Raw genomic sequence first — 18,869 nt, forward strand, 5'->3', positions numbered from 1 at the left:
GAGTGGAGCGGGGAAACGTGCCGATAGACCGGTGGCTCGATCAAGCGGTGTCCGGCATCCGCTTTGGACCGGACCGGGCGGCGGTCCGGGCGGAGCTGGAGGCCCACATGGAGGACAAGGCGGCGGACCTTCAGCGGATTTTTCCGGATATCTCCCGCGAGGAGGCGGAGGAACGGACCCTGTCAGAGATGGGAGATCCGGCGGAGATCGGGAAGAAGCTGGCCAGGATCCACAAGCCCTGGCTGGGCTGGCTGTGGCAGTTCTCCAGGTTTCTGGCCCTGGCCGCGCTGCTCCTGCTGGCGGTGGAGGCGGTTATTGTGCTGCCCGTGGCCTGGGATCTGCTGTGGGCCGGGGCGCTGAGAGGATAAAGCGGGGGGGAACGATGGAAAGAAGAAATGAGGCCGCCGTCAGGTGGCTGGACACGGCGGTGGGCGGCATCCGTTTTGGACCGGACCGGGCGGCGGTGCGGGAAGAGCTGGAGGCCCACATGGAGGACAAGGCGGCGGACCTTCAGCGGATTTTCCCGGGTATCTCCCGCGAGGAGGCGGAGGAACGGGCCCTGTCAGAGATGGGAGATCCGGCGGAGATTGGGAAGGAGCTGGCCAGGGTCCATAAGCCCTGGCTGGGCTGGCTGTGGCGGGCTTCCGGGGTGCTGCTGGCCCTGGTTCTCATCGCCTTTCTGGGGCTAAATTTCGCCCTGGGGGACGATGCCTTTCTGGGGGACGACTCAGATGCGGAGTTTTGGGACTTTGACGCTATGCCCTTTGACCGGGGGCGGATGGACTGGTATGAAACCACCTATCTGCACGGCGAGGATCCCGGCCAGCTCCTTACCTTCTCCCCCGGCTTGGAGCAGGAGGCGGCGGGGCAGAGGATCTCGGCCCTGCGGGGCGCGCTCTGGGAGGAGGAGGGGACACAGGTACTCTACCTCTATCTCCGGGTGGACACCTGGAAATTCTGGGCGCTGGGAATCCTGAAGGAGGAGTGGATGACGGTCACTGACGACCGGGGGAATAGATACGGCCTGGGACTGGATGCTCCCCGGAATCCAAGTGGCGGGCTGCTCAGTTCCCTGTCCGGCGGGGCGGGCAAGGGCCCCTTCCACCGGGGATATACCCTGCGTGTCTGGGGAATAGACCCACAGGCGGAAACCATTTATCTGAGCTACGGCCCCGGAGATCCGGTATTTACCTTTACCTTGGACCTTGAGGAGGGGGCGGCATGAAGAAAAAGTGGAGAGAGCTCTGGTTCAGCCGCCCCCGGCTGGGGCGCGGGGGAAGGACGGTCCGGAATCTCCTTTTGACGGCGGCCCTGGCCCTGATGATCTGGGGACAGTACGGCTGTCCCCTGCCCACGGCGGAGATGGAATTTCGGCGGCTGGAGCGGCAGTATCTGCTGCCACGGAGCGAGATTGTGTATCAGACGGGCTTCTGGAACATCGGGGATGTTGAAGAGATTAAAAGCCGGGATGGAACTTACCTCAGTGTGTTCCAGCCGTTTGTGGCGGGAACGATAAAGGATCAGGTATACGCCGCCACGCTGTATGCGCCTGGGAAGCACATAATGAATGTCGTCCCTCTGGGCAAGGGACCGACCCCAATCCCGATTAACAGCGTGATCGCCTGGGTCCCGGAGCCCGGAAAGGTATGGATGAGCGGATGCAATCTCCTGTTTTATCAGATCCCCGGAGAAACCACCCGGACGGAGCTGGATGTAGACACGGTGCTTTTGGGAGGCGAGAGATTCGCCCGTTATGCCCAGGAAGGCATCTGTCTGGAGGAGGGGCTGTGGCTGTTTTCCATGAAGTCCCCGGAGGGGGCATATTCCCAAGACTGGTATGCGGGGGCATCTTATGCCCTGCGGCTGTACGGCGAGGGTGGGGAACTTCTGCTGGAGCGGGAAGGCGTCCTGCCGGAGCCGATGTAAAGGAGAGGGGCCGAAGCGCCCCTCTCTCCTTTTGGCGTTGCGTGACAGATGGAAGAAAGATACAAGATATAGTGCATGAAAAGACCGGAAAAGGGGCCGGAAGAAAACGACAAAAAAATTTTTAAAAAATGCTTGACACACACGGCGGTGTTGTTGTATGATAACCAAGCGCCTGCTAGGGCGCAGTCTGCGATGATGCGGGAGATTGCTCAGAAATGAGGTAACTTCCGCGGAGTATGTCCGATAATCGGGCGGCTGAGAGCTTCGTGCCACGGCGTATATCGTCTGGCGGGAAGGAACCGGCCTGTCATCATGCCGGTTTTTTTGTGGCCGGGAGTGATACGCACGAAAGCGTGGTAACACGAAAGGGCTCTCACCGTACGAAGGCTGGACAAAGTCAACTTTCGTATGTATTTAAGGAGGAAACCCAAAATGGCTCAGAAAGAAATGATCCGCATCCGTCTGAAGGCCTACGATCATCAGCTGATCGATCAGTCCGCTGAGAAGATCGTGGAAACCGCCAAGCGTACCGGCGCCGCCGTTTCCGGCCCCATTCCCCTGCCTACCAAGAAAGAGGTCGTTACCATCCTGCGGGCTGTACACAAGTATAAGGACAGCCGCGAGCAGTTTGAGCGCCGCACCCACAAGCGCCTGATCGACGTGATCAAGCCCTCCCAGAAAACTGTCGAGGCCCTGATGAGCCTGGAGCTGCCCGCTGGTGTGGAGATTGAAATTAAGCTGTAATTAAGGCTTGGTCTCAAAAATGTGCGGCGCAGCCGCGCGACCAAACCGAAGCCCGGCGATAGCGGGTTCGGTTTGGAGAGGAAAAGCAAGGAAGCGAACGAGGTTTTCGCCGCAGGCGGAAACGGAGTTTAGCGAACTTTGCTTTGACGATGTGTACCCGCTGCCTGTCGCCTATTGAGACAGGCGGGTCAAGTTGGAAAACCAATAGGAGCCCAATGCCCCAAGTTTTTCAACCAATAACCTTTATAGGAGGAAATCCAACATGGAGAAAGCGATCATCGGCAAAAAGATCGGCATGACCCAGATCTTCGATGAGGCTGGCAAGGTGATTCCCGTCACCCTGATCCAGGCCGGCCCCTGCACTGTGGTGCAGAAGAAGACCGCCGAGAAGGATGGCTATGAGGCCATTCAGCTGGGTTATCAGACCGTTCCTGAGCGCAAGCTCACCAAGCCCGAGCTGGGCCACCAGAAGAAGGCCGGACTGGAGGAGCTGAAGAAGGTCCTCAAGGAGTTTGCCCTCAACGACTGCTCCAAGTTCGAGGTGGGCGATCAGCTGACCGCCAACATCTTTGCCGCCGGCGACTTTGTTGACGTCACCGGCATCAGCAAGGGCCACGGCTTCCAGGGCGTTGTCAAGCGCCACGGCGCCGCCATCAAGCGCATGACCCACGGCGGCGGCCCTGTCCACCGTCACCAGGGCTCTCTGGGCGCCGGCACCACCCCCGGCCACATCTATAAGGGCCGCGACGGCGCCGGACAGATGGGCAACGTACAGGTCACCGTCCAGAATCTGGACGTGGTCCAGGTGGACGAGGAGCTGGGCCTCATCGCCGTGCGTGGAGCCATCCCCGGCCCCAAGGGCGGCGTGGTCTTTGTGAAGAGCACCGTCAAGACCAACGTGGAGAAGAAGGCCGCCGAGATCGGCCGCGTCAACCCGCAGAAGGCTTCCGCCCGTGTCAACCCGCAGAAGGCTTCCGCCCGCAACAAGTAAGGAAAGGAGAGATTGAGTCATGCCTAAAGCTAACGTGTTCAACATGGCCGGTCAGCAGGTCGGCGAGATCGAGCTCTCCGAGGCCGTGTTCGGGATCGAGCCCAACCAGGCTGTGGTCCACGAGGTGGTCAAGAACCACCTGGCTAACTGCCGTCAGGGCACCCAGAGCGCTTTGACCCGCGCCGAGGTTTCCGGCGGCGGCAAGAAGCCCTGGCGTCAGAAGGGCACCGGTCACGCCCGTCAGGGCTCCACCCGGGCTCCCCAGTGGACCCACGGCGGCATCGTGTTTGCCCCCAAGCCCCGGGATTACAGCTATACTCTGAATAAGAAGGTCAAGCGTCTGGCTCTTAAGTCCGCTCTGTCCGCCAAGGCTGCCCAGGGCGCCGTTCTGGTGGTAGACGGTCTGAAGCTGGAGGAGATCAAGACCAAGGCCATGAAGGAGATGCTCAACAGCATCGGCGCCTCCAAGTCCGTGGTCATCACCCCTGAGGTGGATCAGATTGTGGTCAAGTCCGCCCGGAACATCCCCGGCGTGGTCACCACCACCGCCAAGATCCTCAGCGTCTATGACATCGTAAACGCCAAGCAGCTGGTCATTGACAAGGCTGCCCTGGCTATCATCGAGGAGGTGTATGCGTAATGGCTACCACTGCTTATGACATCATCAAGCGCCCCATCATCACCGAGCAGTCCATGGAGCAGACTGAGATGAAGCGCTACACCTTCGAGGTCGCCAAGACCGCCAACAAGATCGAGATCGCCAAGGCGATTGAGGAGATCTTCGGCGTCAAGGTCGCCAAGGTCAACACCCTGAACATGCAGGGTAAGGAGAAGCGGATGGGGATGCGCCCCGCCGGCCGCCGGCCCAGCTGGAAGAAGGCCATGGTCACCCTGACCGCCGACTCCAAGCCCATCGAGTTCTTCGAGGGTATGGTGTAAGGAGGAATTGAGAAATGGCTATTAAGACTTTTAAGCCCACAACCCCCTCCCGCCGTCACATGACTGTGTCCGCCTTCGAGGGGATCGATAAGAAGGCTAAGCCCGAGCGTGCCCTGACCGAAGTGCTGAAGAAGCACGCCGGTCGCAACAGCTATGGCCGCATCACCGTCCGTCACCACGGCGGCGGAAACAAGCAGAAGTATCGTGTGATCGATTTTAAGCGGGATAAAGAGGGCAAGGCAACTGTGGTCAATCTGCAGTATGACCCCAACCGCTCCGCTAACATCGCCCTGATCGAGTATGAGGATGGCGAGCGCCGCTATATTCTGGCCCCCAACGGCCTGAAGGCCGGCCACATCATCATGACCGGCCCCGACGCCGACATCCTGCCCGGCAACTGTCTGCCCATCGCCAACATCCCTGTGGGCGAGGAGATCCACAACATCGAGCTGTACCCCGGCAAGGGCGCCCAGCTGGTCCGCGCCGCCGGCGTGGCCGCCCAGCTGATGGCCAAGGAGAACGGCATGGCTCAGATCCGCCTGCCCTCCGGCGAGGTGCGTTATGTCCGCGAGAACTGCAAGGCCACCATCGGCCAGGTGGGCAACACCGACTGGGCCAACATCCAGATCGGTAAGGCCGGCCGCAAGCGCCACATGGGTTGGCGGCCCACCGTCCGCGGCTCTGTTATGAACCCCAATGACCACCCCCACGGCGGTGGTGAGGGCAAGAGCCCCGTCGGCCGTCCCGGCCCTGTCACCCCCTGGGGCAAGCCCGCCCTGGGCTACAAGACCCGCAAGACGAAGAACCGCACTGATAAGTTCATCGTCAAGCGCCGCAATGCCAAGTAAGGAGGCTGTGAAAGATGAGCAGAAGCATTAAGAAAGGCCCCTTTTGCGCCCCCGAGCTGCTGAAGCGGGTCGATGAGATGAATGAAAAGAACGAAAAGAAGGTCCTGAAGACCTGGAGCCGCGCCTCCACCATCTTCCCCTCTTTCGTTGGACACACCTTTGCTGTACACGACGGCCGCAAGCACGTGCCCGTCTATGTCACCGAGGACATGGTCGGCCACAAGCTGGGCGAGTTTGTGCCCACCCGCACCTTCAAGGGCCACGCGGGCAGCAAGACCGGTAAGTAAGGAGGAGAGAGCATGGAAGCGAAAGCAAATCTGAAATATCTGCGGATCTCTCCCCGTAAGGTGAAGATCGTCCTGGACCTGATCCGGGGCAAGGATGTGGGTACCGCCACCGCCATCCTGCTGCAGACCCCCAAGGCCGCCTCTGAGCCTGTGCTCAAGCTGCTGAAGAGCGCCGCCGCCAACGCGGAGAACAACCACCAGATGGACCCTGAGAAGCTGTATGTGTCCGCCTGCTACGCCAACCCCGGCCCCATTATCAAGCGCATCATGCCCAGGGCTCAGGGCCGCGCGTACCGGATCAACAAGCGCACTTCTCACGTCACCATTGTTGTGAGCGAGCGCTAAGGGAGGAGGAACAATATGGGACAGAAAGTTAATCCCCACGGACTGCGCGTGGGTGTCATTAAGGATTGGGACTCCCGCTGGTATGCCCGCAACGAGAAGGTGGGCGACCTGCTGGTGGAGGACAAGAAGATCCGTGACTACCTGAAGAAGACCCTCTACGGCGCCGGTATCCCCAAGATCGAGATCGAGCGGGACAACGCCAAGACCCGCATTTACCTGCACTGTGCCCGCCCCGGCGTGGTCATCGGCAAGGGCGGCGAGGACATCAAGAAGATCGAGGCCCAGCTGGTCAAGATGACCGGCAAGCCTGTGGATCTGAAGATCGTAGAGGTTCGTGATGCCGATACCAATGCCCAGCTGGTGGCTGAGAACATCGCCCAGCAGCTGGAGAAGCGGATCGGCTTCCGCCGGGCGATGAAGAACGCTATGGGCCGCGCCATGCGCGCCGGCGCCAAGGGCATCAAGACCTCCTGCTCCGGCCGTCTGGGCGGCGCTGAGATCGCCCGCACCGAGCACTATCACGACGGCACCATTCCCCTGCAGACCCTCCGGGCCGACATCGACTACGGCTTTGCTGAGGCTGCCACTACCTACGGACGCATCGGCGTGAAGGTGTGGATCTACAAGGGCGAGGTGCTCACTCAGGCCCTGCGTACCACCCCCCGCACTCTGGATACCAGCAAGCCCTACCAGGAGCGCCGTGACCGTCCCCGCCGTGACCGCCGGGATGGTGACCGCCGTCAGGGCGGCTTCAACCGTGACCGCCAGGGCGGGTTCAATCGTGACCGCCAGAACGGCGGATTCAACCGTGGCCCCCGCCCCGCCGGTCAGGCCAACACTCCTAAGGAAGGAGGCGCTCAGTAATGCTGCTCCCTAAGCGCGTAAAGTACCGCCGCGTCCACCGCGGACGCATGAAGGGCAAGGCCATGCGCGGCAACACCATCGCCTACGGTGAGTTTGGCCTGCAGGCTATTGAGCCCGCGTGGATCACCAGCAATCAGATCGAGGCTGCCCGTATTGCCATGACCCGTTATACCAAGCGTGGTGGTAAGGTCTGGATCAAGATCTTCCCCGACAAGCCCGTGACTGAGAAGCCCGCCGAGACCCGCATGGGCTCCGGTAAGGGCTCCCCTGAGTACTGGGTGGCCGTGGTCAAACCCGGCCGTGTGATGTTCGAGATCGCCGGCGTTTCTGAGGAAACTGCCCGTGAGGCCCTGCGCCTGGCCAGCCACAAGCTGCCTGTCAAGTGCAAAATCGTCAAGCGTGAAGAGACCGAGAAGGGTGGTGAAGCGTAATGAAGGCCAATGAAGTCCGTAAGATGTCTGCAGCGGAGCTTGAGAACAAGCTGAAGGATCTGAAGAAAGATCTGTTCAACCTGCGCCTCCAGCACGCCACCAACCAGCTCGATAATCCGATCCGGATCGCTGAGGTCAAGAAGGATATCGCCCGGGTCAAGACCATCATTCGCGAGCAGCAGCTCGCCGGCCGCTAAGAGGAGGAATAGAAGATGGAAAACAGAACTTCTTCTCGTAAGACCAGAGTCGGCCTGGTGGTTTCGGACAAGATGGATAAGACCGTTGTGGTCGCCATCGCCGACCGCGTGGCCCATCCTCTGTATAAGAAGATCGTGAAGAGAACCTATAAGCTGAAGGCCCATGATGAGAACAACCAGTGTGGCGTGGGTGACCGCGTCAAGGTCATGGAGACCCGCCCCTTGTCCAAGGACAAGCGCTGGCGCGTGGTTGAGATCATCGAGAAAGCGAAGTAAGGAGGTGTCGGTATGATTCAGGAAGAAAGCTATCTGAAGGTGGCCGATAATACCGGCGCCAAGGAGATCAAGACCATCCGGGTGCTGGGCGGCTCCAAGCGCAAGTTCGGCAACATCGGTGATGTGGTGGTCGCCTCCGTCCGCAAGGCCGCTCCCGGCGGCACTGTTAAGAAGGGCGAAGTGGTCAAGGCCGTCATCGTCCGTTCCGCCAAGGGCGTCCGCCGCGCCGACGGCTCCTATGTCCGTTTCGACGACAACGCCGCCGTCCTCATCAAGGACGATAAGAATCCCCGCGGCACCCGTATCTTTGGCCCAGTGGCCCGTGAGCTGCGCGACAAGGACTATATGAAGATCTTGTCCCTGGCTCCCGAAGTGCTGTAAGGGAGGGCAATGAAGATGAATAAGATGAGCATCAAGAAGGACGACCTGGTTGTCGTCCTGTCCGGCAAGGACAAGGGCAAGCAGGGCAAGGTCCTGGAGGTCATGCCCAAGGACGGCAAGGTCATTGTTGAGAAGATCAACATGGTCTCTCGCCACACCAAGCCACGCAAGCAGGGCGATCAGGGCGGTATCCTGCAGAAAGAGGCTCCCCTCTACGCCTGCAAGGTGCAGCGTGTCTGCCCCAAGTGCAACAAGCCCACCCGTCCGGCCCACAAGTTGCTGGCTGACGGCAAGAAGGTCCGCGTCTGCAAGAAGTGCGGCGCCGAGATTTAAGAGAGGAGGAACGATTCGAAATGGCTAATACCCCTAACCTGAAGAAGCTGTACCAGGACGAGGTCGCTCCTGCTCTGATGCAGAAGTTCGGCTATAAGTCCGTGATGCAGATCCCCCGCCTGGAGAAGATCGTGGTCAACGTTGGCTGCAGCGAGGCCCGTGAGAACGCCAAGGTGCTGGATGCCGTGGTCAATGACCTGACCACCATCACCGGCCAGAAGGCCGTTATCACCAAGGCCAAGAAGTCTGTGGCCAACTTCAAGCTCCGTGAAGGTATGCCCATTGGAGCGAAAGTTACCCTGCGGGGCAACAAGATGTGGGAGTTCCTGGACCGCCTGTTCAATGTGGCCCTGCCCCGTGTCCGTGACTTCCGCGGCATCTCCGCCGACGCCTTCGACGGCCGCGGCAACTACGCCCTGGGCGTGAAGGAGCAGCTGATCTTCCCCGAGATCGAGTACGACAAGATCGACAAGATCCGCGGCATGGACATCGTGGTGTGTACCACCGCTAAGACCGATGAGGAGGCCCGTGAGCTGCTGAAGCTGGTGGGCGCTCCCTTTGCCGGCCGCTAAGGAGGAGGAAGAGTTATGGCTAAGAAATCTATGATCCTGAAGCAGCAGCGTGCGCCCAAGTTCTCTAGTCGGCAGTACAACCGCTGCAAGCTGTGCGGTCGTCCCCACGCCTATCTCCGGGACTACGGCATCTGCCGTATCTGCTTCCGTGAGCTGGCCTATAAGGGCGAAATCCCCGGCGTGAAGAAGGCATCCTGGTAATCTTTCTGTTATGCTTTGGTTGGGGCGGCCTGCCGTACAATAAGTGCGGCGGCGGCCCCCATCACCGAACAAAATCGTTTCCAGGAAGAAGGCGCCTTTTTTCAAGGCGCTCCGCCCTCCCTCTTAGGAGAAGCGCGACAAAATCTGCGGTTTTTACAGTCCGGAACGTGGGAAATTTCCCCGTTCCGGCGTAAATCTCTCCACCTGCCCGTGTGTGCGAGGCAAAAAAACCTTGCTATATCAGGCTGTATGGAGTATAATAAATTGTTGTCGCCCCTTGGAAATGACACAATAAACTCCCAACGTAGTCGGGAGTGCGCACCCGGAACCGCCAGTCAGAAAAAGATTGGCGGCTGCGGGGATTTGTCCTGTCCCCTATCAAAGACCGGAGACCGGCGCCGAAAGCGCTCCGTCCGGAAGTGGGACAGGGTATCCAGGTCGATCCCACCTCAGGTGGTATTGATAACTGCGCCTGCCCCAACCAGGCGCAAAGACGGTCAACAGGTCGGGAACCACCTAATTCTCGATACCTTGCCGTCTGTACCGGGAAGTGCTGCGTCGCTTTGGAAAGCGCGGTGAGACCAAAGAGAGGGACACAAATCAGAAGGGTCTGCTCAGACGATTGTGTTCTGATATGGAGGAAAGCTGTGTGCTCCCAGGGTAACAATGCACGACAAGGTAAACTTATATAGGAGGTAAACTTCATGCACATCACCGATCCCATTGCGGATATGCTGACCCGCATCCGCAACGCGAACAACGCCAAGCATGACACCGTGGACGTCCCCGCGTCCAACATGAAGAAGGCCATCGCGCAGATCCTGCTGGATGAGGGCTATATCAAGAACTTCCAGCTGATCGACGACGGCACTCAGGGCGTGATCCGCGTCACTCTGAAGTACAATGCCGGCAAGGAAAAGGTCATCTCCGGTCTGCGCCGGGTGTCCAAGCCCGGTCTGCGCGTCTATGCCGGCGCCGATGAGCTGCCCCGTGTTCTGCACGGCCTGGGCATCGCCATCGTATCCACGTCCAAGGGCGTCATGACCGATAAGGCCGCTCGTGCGGCCCATGTCGGCGGCGAAGTCCTGGCATTTGTCTGGTAAGGAGGGTCATAGGAATGTCTAGAATTGGTAGAGCTCCTATCGCCATTCCCGCCGGAGTGGAGATCAAGGTAGAGGACAACAACGTTGTCACTGTCAAGGGTCCCAAGGGCACCCTGACCCAGCAGTTTAACCCCAACATGGCTATCGCCATGGAAGAGGGCGCACTGCACGTCACCCGTCCCAATGACGCCAAGGAAAACCGTGCCCTGCACGGCCTGACCCGCACCCTCATCCACAACATGGTGGTGGGCGTCACCGAGGGCTACAAGAAGGAGCTGGACGTCAATGGCGTCGGCTATCGTGTGGCCAAGGAGGGCAACAAGCTGGTCATGAACCTGGGCTACTCCCACCAGGTGGTCGTGGAGGAGATCCCCGGCATTGAGATCGAGGTCCCCGGCCCCAACAAGATCATTATCCACGGCTGCGACAAGCAGCAGGTGGGCCAGTTTGCCGCCGAAGTGAGAGAGAAGCGTCCCCCTGAGCCTTACAAGGGCAAGGGCATCAAGTATACAGACGAGGTCATCCGCCGCAAGGCTGGTAAGACCGGCGCCAAGAAGTAAGAAGGAGGTGTGCCACTATGATCAACAGACCCGATACTCGTTCTCAGCGTATCAAGCGCCACAAGCGCGTGCGTGCTAAAATCTCCGGCACGCCCGAGCGTCCCCGGCTGAACGTATTTCGCAGCGAAACCAATATTTACGCCCAGATTATTGACGATGTGAGCGGAAAGACCCTGGTTTCTGCGTCTTCCCTGGAGAAGGACTTTGCCTGCGAGGGCACCAAGACCGACGCCGCCAAGCAGGTGGGCGTCACTGTGGCTGAACGTGCCAAGGCCAAGGGCATCGAGAACGTGGTCTTTGACCGCGGCGGCTATGTCTATCACGGCCGCGTGAAGGCTCTGGCCGAGGGCGCCCGTGAGGGCGGCTTGCAGTTCTAAGGGAGGAGGAAACGATAAATGGCTAGATTTGAGAGAGAACCCAGCGAGTTCGTGGAGAAGCTCGTTTCCCTGAACCGCGTGTCCAAGACCGTCAAGGGCGGTCGTGTCATGAAGTTCGCCGCCCTGATGGTGGTGGGCGATGAGAAGGGCCGCGTAGGCTTCGGCACCGGTAAGGCCGCCGAGGTCCCTGAGGCCATCCGCAAGGGCATCGAGGATGCCAAGAAGCACATGGTCAACGTGTCCCTGTCCGGCACTACTATCCCCCACGAGGTGATTGGTGAGTTCGGCGCCGGCCGCGTGCTGATGAAGCCCGCTGCCCCCGGTACCGGCGTTATTGCCGGCGGCCCGGTCCGTGCCGTTATGGAGGCTGTCGGAATTAAGGATATCCGTACCAAGTGCCTGCGCTCCAACAACCCGCAGAACGTGGTCTCCGCGACCTTCGAGGGCCTCAAGTCCCTGAAGAGCCCCGAGGAAGTGGCCCGTATCCGCGGCAAGAGCGTGGAAGAGATCGTGGGTTAAGGAGGGCGTTCACCATGGCTAATCTGAACATCAAGCTGGTCAAGAGCCTGAACGGCCGCATCGCCAAGCATCAGGCGACCGCCGAGGCCCTGGGCCTCCGTAAGATCGGCGATACCACCGTGCAGCCCGACAACGCGGCTACCCGCGGCAAGATCGCCCACATCGGGTACCTGCTCCAGGTCACCGAGGAAAACTAAAAGGAGGCGCGACACATGAATCTGCATGAACTTTCCCCCGCCGCCGGCTCCAACACCAAGGCATACCGCAAGGGCCGGGGCGCCGGCTCCGGCAATGGTAAGACCGGCGGCCGCGGCCAGAAGGGCCAGTGGGCCCGCTCCGGCGGCGGCGTCCGCGTGGGATTTGAGGGTGGCCAGATGCCTCTGAGCCGCCGTATCCCCAAGCGCGGTTTTAACAACATCTTTGCGAAACCCCTGGAGGCCATCAATGTCTCTGCCCTCGATAAGTTTGAGGACGGAGCTGTGGTCGATGCCAAGGCTCTGCTGGAGAAGGGTATCCTCTCCAAGTGCGAGTACGGCGTCAAGATCCTGGGCAACGGCCAGATTTCTAAGAAGCTGACCGTCCAGGCTTCCGCCTTCTCCGCCTCCGCTAAGGAAAAGATCGAAGCTGCGGGTGGTAAGGCGGAGGTGATCTGACATGATCCAGACGATCCGTAACGCATGGTCCGTCCCTGAGCTGCGGAAGAAGATCCTGTTCACCATCTTTGCCCTGCTTATCTTCCGTCTGGGTTCGGCTATCCCTGTTCCCTATATCAATTCCGAGCAGCTGGGATTCTATCTGGAGGCTCAGAGCGGTACGATTCTGGGCCTGATGAACGCCATGAGCGGCTCCGCCTTCTCTATGGCGACGGTCTTTGCCCTGTCCATCCAGCCCTATATCAACAGCTCCATTATCATCCAGCTGCTGACGGTGGCCATTCCCGCTTTGGAGCGGTTGGCTAAGGAGGGCGGCGAGGAGGGCCGGAAGAAGATCGCCTCTATCACCCGTTATACCACCGTGGCCATCGCCCTGTTGCAAGGTTTTGGTTATTACTCCCTGATCAACAGCTATGGTCTGGTCCAGGGCGGTAGCCTGAACGCTTTCTGGGTTGGAGCGGTCATCGTCCTCTCCTTTACCGCCGGCTCCGCCTTCCTGATGTGGCTGGGTGAGCAGATCACTGAGTTCGGCATTGGAAATGGTATCTCCATCATCCTGTTCGCCGGCATCGTGTCCCGCTTCCCCACCATGGTGACTGACAGCATAAAGGGTGTAACCATCTGGAAGAGCGTCCAGGACGGCACTATGACCATGGATACGCTGACCGCGGCCGGCATGACCACTCAGCAGGCTGAGGCCCAGCTGAAACTGGCCCTGGCTCCTTGGATGATCCCGGTCATTGTTATCGGCCTGCTGGCTCTGGTGGTGTTTATCGTGTTTATCTCCAACGCCGAGCGCCGCCTGCCTGTCCAGTATGCCAAGCGGGTAGTTGGCCGGAAGATGTATGGCGGCCAGTCCACCCATATCCCCATGAAGGTGAATATGTCCGGCGTCATGCCTATCATCTTTGCCCAGTCCATCGCCTCCCTGCCCGCCACCATCGGCGCCTTTACCGGGGCTACCGTGGAGAGCACTGGCTTTGGCGGAGCCATGATGCGGCTGTTTGACACCAGCAAACCCTTCTACTCCGTGCTGTATTTCTTCCTGATCGTTGGCTTCAGCTACTTCTACGCCAGCATGACCTTCAACCCCATTGAGGTGTCCAATAACCTGAAGAAGAACGGAGGCTTCATCCCCGGCATCCGGCCCGGTAAGCCAACTGCCGACTTCATCACCCGGGTGTTGTCCAAGATCACTATGTTTGGCGCTCTGTATCTGTCTGTCATTGCCATCGCCCCCATTATCACTGGAAATATCGTGGGCTATAGTTCTCTGGCGATCGGCGGCACCTCAGTCATCATCGTGGTGGGCGTGGCCCTGGAGACCGTCAAGCAGCTGGAAGCCCAGATGCTGATGCGGCATTACAAGGGTTTCCTTGAATAAGCGGGAGGTTGGAGATATGGGAATGAAGCTGATCCTGCTGGGCGCTCCGGGCGCCGGCAAAGGAACTCAGGCTGAGATCCTCAGCGCCAAGCTGGGAATCCCGACCATCTCCACCGGCAATATTCTGCGTGCCGCCATCAAGGAAGGCACATCCATCGGCTTAGAGGCCAAGTCTTATATGGATGCGGGCAAGCTGGTCCCCGATTCCGTTATCATCGGCATCGTTGCCCAGCGGTTGGAGCAGCCTGACTGCTCCGGGGGCTTTATCCTGGACGGAGTGCCCCGCACCATTGGCCAGGCCCAGGCTTTGGCCCAGGCAGGTGTGACCTTTGACCATGTGGTGTCCATCGAGATCTCCGATGGGGAGATCGAAGAGCGCATGACCGGCCGCCGGGTCTGCCAGAACTGCGGCGCGCCCTACCATGTGAAGGCCAAGCCCTCTAAAGTGGAAGGTGTGTGCGACACCTGTGGCGGACCCCTGGTACAGCGGGAGGACGACAAGCCGGAGACTGTGCGCCACCGGCTGGAGGTCTACCACGCTGAGACCGAGCCCCTGAAGGGCTACTATGAGGAGAAGGGTATCCTGACCCCCGTAGATAATCAGTGTACCATTGAGGATACCACCAAAGCGATCATGGAGGCCCTGAGTATCTGATGGGTTTGGAAATGATTTCACTAAAATCTCCCCGAGAGATCGAGGCCATGCGCCGGGCTGGGCGCCTTACCGCCCAGGCCCGGGCTCTGGCTGGCTCTATGATCAGACCCGGAGTCACGACCCATGAGATCGATACAGCGGTCCGCCGCTTTATCGAGAGCCATGGGGCCAAGCCCTCCTTCCTGGGATACGGCGGTTTTCCCGGCTCCGCTTGTATCTCGGTGAACGAGGAGGTTATCCACGGCATCCCTGGGCCCCGAAAGCTGAAGGAGGGCGACATCGTCAGCGTAGATGTGGGCGCCTTTATCGGCGGCTTCCATGGTGACTGCGCCGCCACCTACCCATGCGGGCAGGTGAGCGACGAGGCCAAGCGCCTGATTCAGGTCACCCAGCAGAGCTTCTGGGAGGGCATGAAATTTGCCCGCCAGGGTTGCCGGGTCTCTGACATCGGCCACGCGGTCCAGGTGTATGTAGAGGCCAACGGCTTTTCCGTCGTCCGGGATTTTGTGGGACATGGCGTGGGCGCCAGACTCCATGAGCCCCCGGAGGTACGCAACTTCGGACCTGCCGGCCACGGTCCCCGGCTTCAGCCTGGCATGACCCTGGCGGTAGAGCCTATGGTATGCGCCGGAGACTGGCGGGTGAAGGTGCTGTCAGACAAATGGACCACCGTCTCTCTGGATGGGTCCCTGACAGCCCACTATGAGAACAGTATCCTGATCACAGAAGAGGGCCCTGAGATCCTGACCGTCACAGAGGATGGAGCCTATGTATGATTATACGGGCTGGATCGTAGAGGCCGCCGCTGGCCGGGACAAGGGCGGAGTGTTCTGTGTGGTGGGAGTGGACCAGGAGCGGTCCATGTTGCTGCTGGCCGATGGAAAGCGCCGTAAGGTCGCCAATCCCAAGGTCAAAAAGCTGGGCCATGTGCTCCCTCTCACTGATATGGAGCATCCATTTGACCACCCGACCATCCAAGGGCTGAAACGCGGGACACCGCTGTCCGACAGAGCATTGAGAAGGGCGCTGGCCGCCTTCAAGGAGGGAAACACGCTTGGCGAAAGATGATATGATCGAGCTGGAGGGAGTCGTTACCGAATCCCTGCCCAATACCACCTTCCATGTGGATATTGGAAACGGACACATCATCCTGGCACATATTTCGGGCAAGCTGCGTATGAATTTCATCCGTATCCTGCCCGGCGATAAGGTGACGGTCCAGATGTCGCCTTACGACCTCACCCGAGGCCGTATTACCTGGAGATCTAAGTAACTATCAACGACCGAATCGTCCGGCTTTCTCCGGAAGCCTTGCCTTCCGGGGTCCGCCCAGACTCCCGTCCCCCCGCGGGGACAAGCGGCCGCAAGGCCGCTCCCAAATGCGAGCCCAGCGAAGCGGGTCGCATTTGGAGAGGAGAAACAGCGGAGTAACTGAGCCCTCACACACGTGTGGGGGCGAAGGATACGGAGCTTGTTTCGACGAGGAGGGGCCATCAAGGCATTCATAGGAGGTTTTAACAATGAAAGTCAGACCGTCCGTGAAGCCCATGTGCGAGAAGTGCAAAGTCATTAAGCGCAAGGGCAAAGTCATGGTTATTTGCGAAAACCCCAAGCATAAGCAAAGACAAGGTTAATTGGAGGTGCTGTAAAAAATGGCTCGTATTGCCGGTATTGACCTGCCGAGAGAGAAAAGAATCGAGATCGGCCTCACTTATATCTACGGCATTGGGCGCACCAGCGCCAACAAGATCCTGGCCCAGGCCGGGATTAACCCCGATACCCGTGTGAAGGACCTCACCGAGGAGGATGAGGCCAAGCTGCGCGAGGTTATCGGTCATGAGTATACGGTCGAGGGCGACCTGCGCCGCAACGTGGCGATGGACATTAAGCGGCTGACTGAAATCGGCTGCTACCGGGGCATCCGCCACCGCAAGGGGCTGCCTGTCCGCGGCCAGCGTTCCAAGACCAACGCCCGTACCCGTAAGGGTCCCAAGCGTACCGTAGCCAATAAGAAGAAGTAAGGGAGGGATATACAATGGCTGCTAATACCAAGGGTAAGAAAGTGGTGCGTAAGCGCCGCGAACGCAAGATCGTGGAGAAGGGCCAGGTGCATATCCGCTCCTCCTTCAACAATACCATGGTCACCGTCACTGACGCGCAGGGCAACGCCCTGTCCTGGGCCTCCTCCGGCGGTCTGGGTTTCCGTGGATCCCGTAAGTCCACCCCCTTCGCCGCTCAGACTGCCGCCGAAACGGCTGCAAAGGCTGCGATGGAATACGGCCTGAAATCCGTCGAGGTCTTCGTGAAGGGCCCCGGCGCCGGCCGTGAGGCCGCTATCCGCGCGCTGCAGGCCGTGGGCCTGGAGGTCACCATGATCAAGGATGTGACCCCGGTTCCCCATAACGGCTGCCGCCCGCCCAAGCGCCGCCGCGTCTGATCAGAGAAGGAGGTTATGACACATGGCTAGAAATATGCAGCCCATCGCTAAACGGTGCAAGGCTCTGAACCTGTCCCCTGCCGCTATGGGCTATGCCAAAAAGACTACCAATCGCAATCCCGGCGGGAATATGCGGAAGAAGAAGTCCGAGTATGCCCTGCAGCTGACCGAGAAGCAGAAGGTCAAGTTTGTCTATGGCATTATGGAAAAACAGTTCCATATGTACTATGAGAAGGCCTCTCGTATGCAGGGTAAGACCGGTGAGAACCTGCTGACCCTCATTGAGCGCCGTCTGGACAACGTGGTGTACCGTCTTGGCTTTGCTAAGACCCGCCGCGAGGCCCGCCAGCTGACTACCCATGGCCACTTCACTGTCAACGGCCAGCGGGTGGACATCCCCTCCTACCTGGTGAAGGTGGGCGACGTGATCGAGGTTCGGGAGAAGAGCCGCTCCTCCGTCAAGTTTAAGGGCCTGCTGGGTGAGGATGCCCCTATGGTCACTCTGCCCAAGTGGCTGACCCGTGACAAGAATACCCTCCAGGGTACTGTCGCTGCCATGCCCGCCCGGGACGACATCGACTTCCCCGTGGAAGAACACCTCATCGTCGAGCTGTATTCTAAGTAATCTATTTTTGCGGGTCTCTCCAGACGAGCTGGAGAGACCTGGCAAAAGACCAGACTTAGACAACCCTCAGATATTGGTGAGCTGAATCAGGCGGTGGCAAGTACACCGCCGAGAAAAGGAGGGTATCCTAGCATATGGTAGAAATCGAAAAGCCCCGCATCGAATGTGTGGAGAATCCCGGCGACGCCTCCTACGGCAAGTACGTTGTGGAACCCCTTGAGCGGGGTTATGGCACCACCTTGGGCAACTCCCTGCGTCGGATCCTGCTGTCCTCTCTGCCTGGTACCGCGGTGACCTCCATCAAGATCGCCGGTGTCCAGCACGAGTTTACCACTATCCCCGGCATCAAGGAGGACGTGACCGAGATCGTCCTGAACGTGAAGGGGATCATCGCCAAGCTGTACTGCGAGGGAGTGAAAACCGTCCACATCGAGGCCGCCGGGGAGTGCAAGGTCACCGCCGGTGACATCAAAGCGGACGCTGATGTGGAGATCCTGAATCCTGATCTCCATATCGCAACCCTGGGACCTGACGCCACCCTGTCGATGGAACTGACCCTGGCCCACGGCCGTGGCTATGTTTCCGCCGACAAGAACAAGCCGGCCCAGTCCATTATTGGCACCATCCCCGTAGACTCCATCTATACCCCCGTCCGTAAGGTCAATTACACCGTGGAGAACACCCGTGTGGGCGATGCCACGGACTATGACAAGCTGACGCTGGAGGTGTGGACCAACGGCACCATCGATGCTCGGGACGCTGTTTCCCTGGGGGCGCGCATCCTGTGCGACCACTTCACGCTGTTCACCGACCTGTCCGAGACCATGGGTAACAAGTCTACGGTGGTGGAGAAGGCGGAGACCCAGCGGGATAAGGTGATGGAGATGACCATCGATGACATGGATCTGTCTGTCCGCTCCTATAACTGCTTGAAGCGGGCCAACATCAATACGGTGGAGGACCTGATCTCCAAGACAGAGGAAGAGATGATGAAGGTTCGGAACCTGGGCCGTAAGTCCCTGGAAGAGGTTATCAACAAGCTGGCGATGATGGGCCTGTCCTTGGCCAGCGAGGAAAATAACTAAGAAGCGCCGAATCATCAGACAAAAGAAGGGGTATCGTACTTCGCGATACTTCAAAGGACAGCCCGGAAGTAAGTAACGTTCCTGTCCGGGTGCGGGGTTCCTGTCCCCTCAGCGGGGTGTCCCGGCCCTAGTGGCC

Annotated in this window: 34 protein-coding genes; all 34 read left to right on the forward strand. The window is 59.5% G+C overall.

Annotation, left to right across the window (positions count from 1 at the left end; genetic code table 11):
* Positions 1 to 2 precede the first annotated feature (2 nt).
* The 34 genes from WKS99_RS10615 (at position 3) to WKS99_RS10780 (ending at position 18,733) form a co-directional block, all read left to right on the forward strand.
* Positions 3 to 368 carry a permease prefix domain 1-containing protein gene (locus WKS99_RS10615; protein WP_340405918.1) on the forward strand — a complete coding sequence of 122 codons (366 nt, stop codon included), beginning with the start codon at positions 3 to 5 and terminating at the stop codon, positions 366 to 368.
* A 14-nt stretch (positions 369 to 382) separates the two neighbouring features.
* Positions 383 to 1,225: a permease prefix domain 1-containing protein gene (locus WKS99_RS10620; protein ID WP_340405919.1), complete on the forward strand. Its 843-nt coding sequence runs from the start codon at positions 383 to 385 to the stop codon at positions 1,223 to 1,225.
* Positions 1,222 to 1,926 (forward strand): hypothetical protein, encoded by a 705-nt coding sequence (locus tag WKS99_RS10625; RefSeq protein ID WP_340405920.1) that lies wholly within the window; start codon positions 1,222 to 1,224, stop codon positions 1,924 to 1,926. The genes WKS99_RS10620 and WKS99_RS10625 overlap by 4 nt, the downstream gene beginning before the upstream one ends.
* A 432-nt stretch (positions 1,927 to 2,358) precedes the next feature.
* Positions 2,359 to 2,670, forward strand: coding sequence for a 30S ribosomal protein S10 (gene rpsJ / locus WKS99_RS10630; protein WP_147572427.1), 312 nt, complete (start codon positions 2,359 to 2,361; stop codon positions 2,668 to 2,670).
* Between the two features lie 262 nt (positions 2,671 to 2,932).
* Positions 2,933 to 3,661: a 50S ribosomal protein L3 gene (gene rplC, locus WKS99_RS10635; protein ID WP_186852899.1), complete on the forward strand. Its 729-nt coding sequence runs from the start codon at positions 2,933 to 2,935 to the stop codon at positions 3,659 to 3,661.
* 19 nt (positions 3,662 to 3,680) lie between these two features.
* A complete protein-coding gene (gene rplD / locus WKS99_RS10640) occupies positions 3,681 to 4,301 on the forward strand; it encodes a 50S ribosomal protein L4 (RefSeq protein WP_186852898.1) in 621 nt (206 codons plus the stop codon).
* Positions 4,301 to 4,600 (forward strand): 50S ribosomal protein L23, encoded by a 300-nt coding sequence (rplW, locus tag WKS99_RS10645; protein ID WP_340405921.1) that lies wholly within the window; start codon positions 4,301 to 4,303, stop codon positions 4,598 to 4,600. The genes rplD and rplW overlap by 1 nt, the downstream gene beginning before the upstream one ends.
* Before the next feature lie 14 nt (positions 4,601 to 4,614).
* Complete coding sequence (gene rplB, locus WKS99_RS10650; protein WP_147572423.1) at positions 4,615 to 5,448, forward strand: 50S ribosomal protein L2; 834 nt, start codon at positions 4,615 to 4,617, stop codon at positions 5,446 to 5,448.
* Between the two features lie 14 nt (positions 5,449 to 5,462).
* Complete coding sequence (gene rpsS / locus WKS99_RS10655; RefSeq protein ID WP_147572422.1) at positions 5,463 to 5,735, forward strand: 30S ribosomal protein S19; 273 nt, start codon at positions 5,463 to 5,465, stop codon at positions 5,733 to 5,735.
* Between the two features lie 12 nt (positions 5,736 to 5,747).
* Positions 5,748 to 6,080: a 50S ribosomal protein L22 gene (rplV, locus tag WKS99_RS10660; RefSeq protein WP_147572421.1), complete on the forward strand. Its 333-nt coding sequence runs from the start codon at positions 5,748 to 5,750 to the stop codon at positions 6,078 to 6,080.
* A gap of 15 nt (positions 6,081 to 6,095) precedes the next feature.
* Positions 6,096 to 6,944, forward strand: coding sequence for a 30S ribosomal protein S3 (gene rpsC, locus WKS99_RS10665; RefSeq protein ID WP_147572420.1), 849 nt, complete (start codon positions 6,096 to 6,098; stop codon positions 6,942 to 6,944).
* Positions 6,944 to 7,375, forward strand: a complete 432-nt coding sequence (gene rplP, locus WKS99_RS10670) for a 50S ribosomal protein L16 (RefSeq protein WP_147572419.1) — start codon at positions 6,944 to 6,946, stop codon at positions 7,373 to 7,375. Before rpsC ends, rplP begins: the two co-directional genes overlap by 1 nt.
* Positions 7,375 to 7,572, forward strand: a complete 198-nt coding sequence (rpmC, locus tag WKS99_RS10675) for a 50S ribosomal protein L29 (protein ID WP_147572418.1) — start codon at positions 7,375 to 7,377, stop codon at positions 7,570 to 7,572. The genes rplP and rpmC overlap by 1 nt, the downstream gene beginning before the upstream one ends.
* Before the next feature lie 15 nt (positions 7,573 to 7,587).
* Positions 7,588 to 7,848, forward strand: coding sequence for a 30S ribosomal protein S17 (gene rpsQ, locus WKS99_RS10680; RefSeq protein WP_023346506.1), 261 nt, complete (start codon positions 7,588 to 7,590; stop codon positions 7,846 to 7,848).
* 12 nt (positions 7,849 to 7,860) lie between these two features.
* Positions 7,861 to 8,229, forward strand: a complete 369-nt coding sequence (rplN, locus tag WKS99_RS10685) for a 50S ribosomal protein L14 (protein ID WP_147572417.1) — start codon at positions 7,861 to 7,863, stop codon at positions 8,227 to 8,229.
* A 15-nt stretch (positions 8,230 to 8,244) separates the two neighbouring features.
* Positions 8,245 to 8,562, forward strand: coding sequence for a 50S ribosomal protein L24 (rplX, locus tag WKS99_RS10690; protein WP_147572416.1), 318 nt, complete (start codon positions 8,245 to 8,247; stop codon positions 8,560 to 8,562).
* A 20-nt stretch (positions 8,563 to 8,582) separates the two neighbouring features.
* Positions 8,583 to 9,134, forward strand: coding sequence for a 50S ribosomal protein L5 (gene rplE / locus WKS99_RS10695; RefSeq protein ID WP_147572415.1), 552 nt, complete (start codon positions 8,583 to 8,585; stop codon positions 9,132 to 9,134).
* Between the two features lie 15 nt (positions 9,135 to 9,149).
* Positions 9,150 to 9,335, forward strand: coding sequence for a type Z 30S ribosomal protein S14 (locus WKS99_RS10700; protein WP_147572414.1), 186 nt, complete (start codon positions 9,150 to 9,152; stop codon positions 9,333 to 9,335).
* 704 nt (positions 9,336 to 10,039) lie between these two features.
* On the forward strand, positions 10,040 to 10,438 hold the full coding sequence (rpsH, locus tag WKS99_RS10705) for a 30S ribosomal protein S8 (protein WP_147572413.1): 399 nt from the start codon (positions 10,040 to 10,042) through the stop codon (positions 10,436 to 10,438).
* Between the two features lie 14 nt (positions 10,439 to 10,452).
* Complete coding sequence (gene rplF / locus WKS99_RS10710; protein ID WP_147572412.1) at positions 10,453 to 10,998, forward strand: 50S ribosomal protein L6; 546 nt, start codon at positions 10,453 to 10,455, stop codon at positions 10,996 to 10,998.
* 17 nt (positions 10,999 to 11,015) lie between these two features.
* Entirely contained in the window at positions 11,016 to 11,375 is a 360-nt protein-coding gene (gene rplR, locus WKS99_RS10715; protein WP_147572411.1) for a 50S ribosomal protein L18, read from the forward strand.
* Between the two features lie 18 nt (positions 11,376 to 11,393).
* Positions 11,394 to 11,894 (forward strand): 30S ribosomal protein S5, encoded by a 501-nt coding sequence (rpsE, locus tag WKS99_RS10720; protein ID WP_147572410.1) that lies wholly within the window; start codon positions 11,394 to 11,396, stop codon positions 11,892 to 11,894.
* Between the two features lie 14 nt (positions 11,895 to 11,908).
* Complete coding sequence (gene rpmD / locus WKS99_RS10725) at positions 11,909 to 12,091, forward strand: 50S ribosomal protein L30 (protein ID WP_050623215.1); 183 nt, start codon at positions 11,909 to 11,911, stop codon at positions 12,089 to 12,091.
* A 15-nt stretch (positions 12,092 to 12,106) separates the two neighbouring features.
* The gene (gene rplO / locus WKS99_RS10730; RefSeq protein WP_147572409.1) at positions 12,107 to 12,547 is read left to right on the forward strand and encodes a 50S ribosomal protein L15; all 441 of its coding nucleotides are present in this window, start codon (positions 12,107 to 12,109) and stop codon (positions 12,545 to 12,547) included.
* Position 12,548: 1 nt separating this feature from the next.
* Positions 12,549 to 13,931, forward strand: coding sequence for a preprotein translocase subunit SecY (gene secY, locus WKS99_RS10735; RefSeq protein ID WP_340405922.1), 1,383 nt, complete (start codon positions 12,549 to 12,551; stop codon positions 13,929 to 13,931).
* A gap of 22 nt (positions 13,932 to 13,953) precedes the next feature.
* Positions 13,954 to 14,586, forward strand: coding sequence for an adenylate kinase (locus WKS99_RS10740; protein WP_147572647.1), 633 nt, complete (start codon positions 13,954 to 13,956; stop codon positions 14,584 to 14,586).
* Between the two features lie 11 nt (positions 14,587 to 14,597).
* On the forward strand, positions 14,598 to 15,362 hold the full coding sequence (map, locus tag WKS99_RS10745; protein ID WP_147572407.1) for a type I methionyl aminopeptidase: 765 nt from the start codon (positions 14,598 to 14,600) through the stop codon (positions 15,360 to 15,362).
* Positions 15,355 to 15,654 carry a KOW domain-containing RNA-binding protein gene (locus WKS99_RS10750; protein ID WP_147572406.1) on the forward strand — a complete coding sequence of 100 codons (300 nt, stop codon included), beginning with the start codon at positions 15,355 to 15,357 and terminating at the stop codon, positions 15,652 to 15,654. The genes map and WKS99_RS10750 overlap by 8 nt, the downstream gene beginning before the upstream one ends.
* Entirely contained in the window at positions 15,641 to 15,859 is a 219-nt protein-coding gene (gene infA / locus WKS99_RS10755; RefSeq protein ID WP_020989775.1) for a translation initiation factor IF-1, read from the forward strand. The genes WKS99_RS10750 and infA overlap by 14 nt, the downstream gene beginning before the upstream one ends.
* 247 nt (positions 15,860 to 16,106) lie before the next feature.
* On the forward strand, positions 16,107 to 16,220 hold the full coding sequence (gene rpmJ / locus WKS99_RS10760; protein WP_008982609.1) for a 50S ribosomal protein L36: 114 nt from the start codon (positions 16,107 to 16,109) through the stop codon (positions 16,218 to 16,220).
* Positions 16,221 to 16,238: 18 nt separating this feature from the next.
* Positions 16,239 to 16,607: a 30S ribosomal protein S13 gene (rpsM, locus tag WKS99_RS10765; protein WP_147572405.1), complete on the forward strand. Its 369-nt coding sequence runs from the start codon at positions 16,239 to 16,241 to the stop codon at positions 16,605 to 16,607.
* Positions 16,608 to 16,621: 14 nt separating this feature from the next.
* Positions 16,622 to 17,023, forward strand: coding sequence for a 30S ribosomal protein S11 (gene rpsK / locus WKS99_RS10770; protein ID WP_147572404.1), 402 nt, complete (start codon positions 16,622 to 16,624; stop codon positions 17,021 to 17,023).
* A gap of 22 nt (positions 17,024 to 17,045) precedes the next feature.
* Positions 17,046 to 17,648: a 30S ribosomal protein S4 gene (gene rpsD / locus WKS99_RS10775; RefSeq protein WP_147572403.1), complete on the forward strand. Its 603-nt coding sequence runs from the start codon at positions 17,046 to 17,048 to the stop codon at positions 17,646 to 17,648.
* A gap of 134 nt (positions 17,649 to 17,782) precedes the next feature.
* Complete coding sequence (locus WKS99_RS10780; RefSeq protein ID WP_147572402.1) at positions 17,783 to 18,733, forward strand: DNA-directed RNA polymerase subunit alpha; 951 nt, start codon at positions 17,783 to 17,785, stop codon at positions 18,731 to 18,733.
* Positions 18,734 to 18,869 lie beyond the last annotated feature (136 nt).

It is taken from the genome of Flintibacter sp. HCN-6482, assembly GCF_037892565.1.
GTDB classification, from domain to species: Bacteria; Bacillota; Clostridia; order Oscillospirales; family Oscillospiraceae; genus Lawsonibacter; species Lawsonibacter aceti.

What these genes read in the sequence shown, in the direction of transcription:
- secY (WP_340405922.1), top strand. Translation starts at nt 12,549, where the DNA reads ATGATCCAGACGATCCGTAACGCATGGTCCGTCCCTGAGCTGCGGAAG.
- WKS99_RS10750 (WP_147572406.1), top strand. Translation starts at nt 15,355, where the DNA reads ATGTATGATTATACGGGCTGGATCGTAGAGGCCGCCGCTGGCCGGGAC.
- rpmJ (WP_008982609.1), top strand. Translation starts at nt 16,107, where the DNA reads ATGAAAGTCAGACCGTCCGTGAAGCCCATGTGCGAGAAGTGCAAAGTC.
- rpsH (WP_147572413.1), top strand. Translation starts at nt 10,040, where the DNA reads ATGCACATCACCGATCCCATTGCGGATATGCTGACCCGCATCCGCAAC.
- map (WP_147572407.1), top strand. Translation starts at nt 14,598, where the DNA reads ATGATTTCACTAAAATCTCCCCGAGAGATCGAGGCCATGCGCCGGGCT.
- rpsS (WP_147572422.1), top strand. Translation starts at nt 5,463, where the DNA reads ATGAGCAGAAGCATTAAGAAAGGCCCCTTTTGCGCCCCCGAGCTGCTG.
- rpsM (WP_147572405.1), top strand. Translation starts at nt 16,239, where the DNA reads ATGGCTCGTATTGCCGGTATTGACCTGCCGAGAGAGAAAAGAATCGAG.
- WKS99_RS10625 (WP_340405920.1), top strand. Translation starts at nt 1,222, where the DNA reads ATGAAGAAAAAGTGGAGAGAGCTCTGGTTCAGCCGCCCCCGGCTGGGG.
- rplE (WP_147572415.1), top strand. Translation starts at nt 8,583, where the DNA reads ATGGCTAATACCCCTAACCTGAAGAAGCTGTACCAGGACGAGGTCGCT.
- rplX (WP_147572416.1), top strand. Translation starts at nt 8,245, where the DNA reads ATGAATAAGATGAGCATCAAGAAGGACGACCTGGTTGTCGTCCTGTCC.
- rpmC (WP_147572418.1), top strand. Translation starts at nt 7,375, where the DNA reads ATGAAGGCCAATGAAGTCCGTAAGATGTCTGCAGCGGAGCTTGAGAAC.
- rplD (WP_186852898.1), top strand. Translation starts at nt 3,681, where the DNA reads ATGCCTAAAGCTAACGTGTTCAACATGGCCGGTCAGCAGGTCGGCGAG.
- rpsC (WP_147572420.1), top strand. Translation starts at nt 6,096, where the DNA reads ATGGGACAGAAAGTTAATCCCCACGGACTGCGCGTGGGTGTCATTAAG.
- rplB (WP_147572423.1), top strand. Translation starts at nt 4,615, where the DNA reads ATGGCTATTAAGACTTTTAAGCCCACAACCCCCTCCCGCCGTCACATG.
- WKS99_RS10700 (WP_147572414.1), top strand. Translation starts at nt 9,150, where the DNA reads ATGGCTAAGAAATCTATGATCCTGAAGCAGCAGCGTGCGCCCAAGTTC.
- rpsE (WP_147572410.1), top strand. Translation starts at nt 11,394, where the DNA reads ATGGCTAGATTTGAGAGAGAACCCAGCGAGTTCGTGGAGAAGCTCGTT.
- rplV (WP_147572421.1), top strand. Translation starts at nt 5,748, where the DNA reads ATGGAAGCGAAAGCAAATCTGAAATATCTGCGGATCTCTCCCCGTAAG.
- rplO (WP_147572409.1), top strand. Translation starts at nt 12,107, where the DNA reads ATGAATCTGCATGAACTTTCCCCCGCCGCCGGCTCCAACACCAAGGCA.
- rplF (WP_147572412.1), top strand. Translation starts at nt 10,453, where the DNA reads ATGTCTAGAATTGGTAGAGCTCCTATCGCCATTCCCGCCGGAGTGGAG.
- WKS99_RS10780 (WP_147572402.1), top strand. Translation starts at nt 17,783, where the DNA reads ATGGTAGAAATCGAAAAGCCCCGCATCGAATGTGTGGAGAATCCCGGC.
- rpmD (WP_050623215.1), top strand. Translation starts at nt 11,909, where the DNA reads ATGGCTAATCTGAACATCAAGCTGGTCAAGAGCCTGAACGGCCGCATC.
- rpsJ (WP_147572427.1), top strand. Translation starts at nt 2,359, where the DNA reads ATGGCTCAGAAAGAAATGATCCGCATCCGTCTGAAGGCCTACGATCAT.
- WKS99_RS10620 (WP_340405919.1), top strand. Translation starts at nt 383, where the DNA reads ATGGAAAGAAGAAATGAGGCCGCCGTCAGGTGGCTGGACACGGCGGTG.
- WKS99_RS10740 (WP_147572647.1), top strand. Translation starts at nt 13,954, where the DNA reads ATGAAGCTGATCCTGCTGGGCGCTCCGGGCGCCGGCAAAGGAACTCAG.
- rplP (WP_147572419.1), top strand. Translation starts at nt 6,944, where the DNA reads ATGCTGCTCCCTAAGCGCGTAAAGTACCGCCGCGTCCACCGCGGACGC.
- rplC (WP_186852899.1), top strand. Translation starts at nt 2,933, where the DNA reads ATGGAGAAAGCGATCATCGGCAAAAAGATCGGCATGACCCAGATCTTC.
- rpsD (WP_147572403.1), top strand. Translation starts at nt 17,046, where the DNA reads ATGGCTAGAAATATGCAGCCCATCGCTAAACGGTGCAAGGCTCTGAAC.
- rplW (WP_340405921.1), top strand. Translation starts at nt 4,301, where the DNA reads ATGGCTACCACTGCTTATGACATCATCAAGCGCCCCATCATCACCGAG.
- rpsK (WP_147572404.1), top strand. Translation starts at nt 16,622, where the DNA reads ATGGCTGCTAATACCAAGGGTAAGAAAGTGGTGCGTAAGCGCCGCGAA.
- rplR (WP_147572411.1), top strand. Translation starts at nt 11,016, where the DNA reads ATGATCAACAGACCCGATACTCGTTCTCAGCGTATCAAGCGCCACAAG.
- rplN (WP_147572417.1), top strand. Translation starts at nt 7,861, where the DNA reads ATGATTCAGGAAGAAAGCTATCTGAAGGTGGCCGATAATACCGGCGCC.
- rpsQ (WP_023346506.1), top strand. Translation starts at nt 7,588, where the DNA reads ATGGAAAACAGAACTTCTTCTCGTAAGACCAGAGTCGGCCTGGTGGTT.